Origin of the sequence: Streptomyces sp. FH025, assembly GCF_017427025.1 — a bacterium.
In the GTDB taxonomy this organism is placed as follows: domain Bacteria; phylum Actinomycetota; class Actinomycetes; order Streptomycetales; family Streptomycetaceae; genus Kitasatospora.
In genome coordinates this window covers 1-2,907 of sequence record NZ_JAFLNG010000841.1, presented here as the reverse complement: position 1 = coordinate 2,907, position 2,907 = coordinate 1, and the positions used below count along the sequence as shown (strand labels likewise).

The 2,907-nt window shown below is 71.8% G+C and carries 3 protein-coding genes; all 3 read left to right on the top strand.

Going from position 1 to position 2,907, the window contains the following annotated elements:
• On the top strand, window positions 1-768 hold a 768-nt coding region (locus J0670_RS34635), incomplete at its 5' end, for a bifunctional aspartate transaminase/aspartate 4-decarboxylase (protein WP_207816395.1).
• Window positions 769-781: 13 nt separating this feature from the next.
• Window positions 782-1,825 carry a Dyp-type peroxidase gene (locus tag J0670_RS34630; RefSeq protein WP_207816393.1) on the top strand — a complete coding sequence of 348 codons (1,044 nt, stop codon included), beginning with the start codon at window positions 782-784 and terminating at the stop codon, window positions 1,823-1,825.
• A gap of 14 nt (window positions 1,826-1,839) precedes the next feature.
• Complete coding sequence (locus tag J0670_RS34625; protein ID WP_207816391.1) at window positions 1,840-2,685, top strand: family 1 encapsulin nanocompartment shell protein; 846 nt, start codon at window positions 1,840-1,842, stop codon at window positions 2,683-2,685.
• Window positions 2,686-2,907 lie beyond the last annotated feature (222 nt).

The window sequence follows — 2,907 nt, the reverse complement described above, 5'->3', positions numbered from 1 at the left end:
AACCCCAACCTGATCATCGTCACCGACGACGTGTACGGCACCTTCGTGGACGGCTTCCGCACCCTCGCCGCCGACCTGCCGCGCAACACCCTGCTGGTCTACTCGTACTCCAAGCACTACGGCGCCACCGGCCACCGCCTCGGCGTGATCGGCCTGGACCGGGACAACGTGATCGACGACCTGATCGCCGCCCTCCCGTCCCAGGAGAAGGCGCGGCTGGCCAAGCGCTACGGCGGCCTCACCCCGGAGCCGGAGAGCATCCGCTTCATCGACCGCCTGGTCGCCGACTCCCGGCAGGTCGCGCTCGACCACACCGCCGGGCTCGGCCCGCCGCAGCAGGTCCAGATGGTGCTGTTCTCGCTGTTCGCCCTGCTCCCCGAGGGCAAGGCCTACAAGGCCAAGGTCCAGGGCATCGTCCGCCAGCGGCTCGACCTGCTGCTGGAGGGCTCCGGGATGAAGATCGCGGACGACCCCGGACGGGCGGGCTACTACGTCGAGCTCGACCTGCTGGCCGAGGCCGAGCGGGCCGCGGGCAAGGACTTCGCGACCTTCCTGGAGAAGAACCACGAACCCACCGAGCCGCTGTTCCGCCTCGCCGAGCGGACCGGTGTGGTCCTGCTCAACGGCGGCGGCTTCGACGGCCCCGAGTGGTCGGTCCGGGTCTCGCTCGCCAACCTGGACGACCTGGACTACCTGAAGATCGGCCACCACCTGCGGCTGCTCTTCGACGACTACCGCGCCGAGTGGGAAGCCACCCTGACGTCCTGAGGAGGACCCAGCCATGCAGGCCGAACCGCAAGCCGTGCTCTCCCCGCTGACCAGCTCGGCCGTCTTCCTGGTCCTCACCGTCGAACCCGGCGGCGAGGGCGCCGTGCGCGAACTGCTCCCCGACCTCGCCGGACTGCGCCGCGCCATCGGCTTCCGGGGCCCCGAGGGCGGCCTCACCTGCGTCACCGGCATCGGCTCCGACGTCTGGGACCGGCTCTTCGCCGGCCCCAGACCGGCCGGCCTGCACCCCTTCCGGGAGCTGGCCGGCACCCGCCACCGGGCCCCGGCCACCCCCGGGGACCTGCTGCTGCACCTGCGGGCCGAGCGGATGGACCTCTGCTTCGAGCTGGCCGGGCGGATCGTCGACCGGCTCGTCGGGGCGGCCACCGTGGTCGACTCCGTCCAGGGCTTCAAGTACTTCGACGACAGGGACCTGCTCGGCTTCGTGGACGGCACCGAGAACCCCGAGGGCCGGGCCGCCGAGCACGCCGCCGTGGTGGGGGAGGAGGACCCGGACTTCACCGGCGGCAGCTACGTCATCGTCCAGAAGTACCTGCACGACATGGACAAGTGGAACGGACTGAGCGTCGAGGAACAGGAGGGGGCCGTCGGCCGCACCAAGCTCACCGACATCGAACTCGCCGACGACGTCAAGCCCGCCGACTCGCACGTCGCGCTCACCGTGATCACCGGCCCGGACGGGGAGGAACGGCAGATCGTCCGCTTCAACATGCCGTTCGGCTCCTTCGGCTCCCGGGGCAGCGGCGGTGAGGCCGGCACCTACTTCATCGGCTACGCGCGCGACCCCGAGGTCACCGAGGAGATGCTGCGCAACATGTTCGTCGGCCGCCCGCCGGGCACCACCGACCGGCTGCTCGACTTCTCCACCGCCGTCACCGGCTCGCTGTTCTTCGTCCCGACCGCCGACTTCCTCGACGCCCCGCCGCCCGCGCCCGGCGCCTCCGCCCCGGAGGCCGCCGCCGCACCTGCCTCCGCTCCCGCTACCGCCCCCGGGGACGGCTCGCTCGGCATCGGCAGCCTCAAGCAGACCTCCTGAACAGGACCCCGCTCATGAACAACCTCCACCGGGAACTCGCCCCGATCTCCGCCGCCGCGTGGGAGGAGATCGAGGAGGAGGCCCGCCAGACCTTCAAGCTGCACATCGCCGGCCGTCGGGTGGTCGACCTGGACGGCCCCGAGGGCGCCACCCTCGCCGCCGTCGGCACCGGCCACCTGACCGGCATCGAACCGCCCCTCGACGGCGTCCAGGCCCACGCCCGCGCCAGCCGTCCGGTGGTCGAGCTGCGCGTCCCCTTCACCGTTCGCCGGGCGGCCGTCGACGACGTCGAACGCGGCTCCCGGGACTCCGACTGGCAGCCCGTCAAGGACGCCGCCCGGACCCTCGCCCTGGCCGAGGACCGCGCCGTCTTCGAGGGCTACGGCGCCGCCGCCATCGAGGGCATCCGGACCGCCTCCAGCAATCCGCCGGTCCAGCTCCCCGAGGACGTCCGCGAGTACCCCGAGGCGGTCAGCCGCGCCCTCACCGCGCTGCGCCTGGCCGGCGTCGGCGGCCCGTACTCCCTCCTCCTCGGCGCCGCCGCCTTCACCGCCGTCAACGAGACCAGCGACCACGGCTACCCCGTCCACAACCACCTCGCCCGCCTGTTGGACGGCGACATCATCTGGGCGCCCGCCATCGAGGGCGCCTTCCTGCTCTCCACCCGTGGCGGCGACTTCGAGCTCTTCCTCGGCCAGGACGTCTCCGTCGGCTACCTCTCCCACGACGCGGAAACGGTTCAGCTCTACCTCCAGGAGTCCCTGACCTTCGGCGTGCACACCGGAGAGGCCGCCGTGGCCCTCGACGGCCCCGCGGCCGCGGACGGCCCGCGGGCTCCCGGACACCGGGAAGGGTACTGAGTGCCTTTACCAGGGGTACTGAGTGCCGTATTCTCTCGGTGGAGCCTCTGACGCCAGTCGAAGAGAGCCGACACGGCATGCCGGTCCAGGTGGCGCTTGCGGCGCGCGGGTCGCGGCCGGGCCGGACTTGGCACTCAGTACCCTCGGCATGACCTGAGGCCATGGATCCAGTGCATCCGTGCACCCGTGACAGGAGAACCGCTGATGAGCTTGAGGATCGTC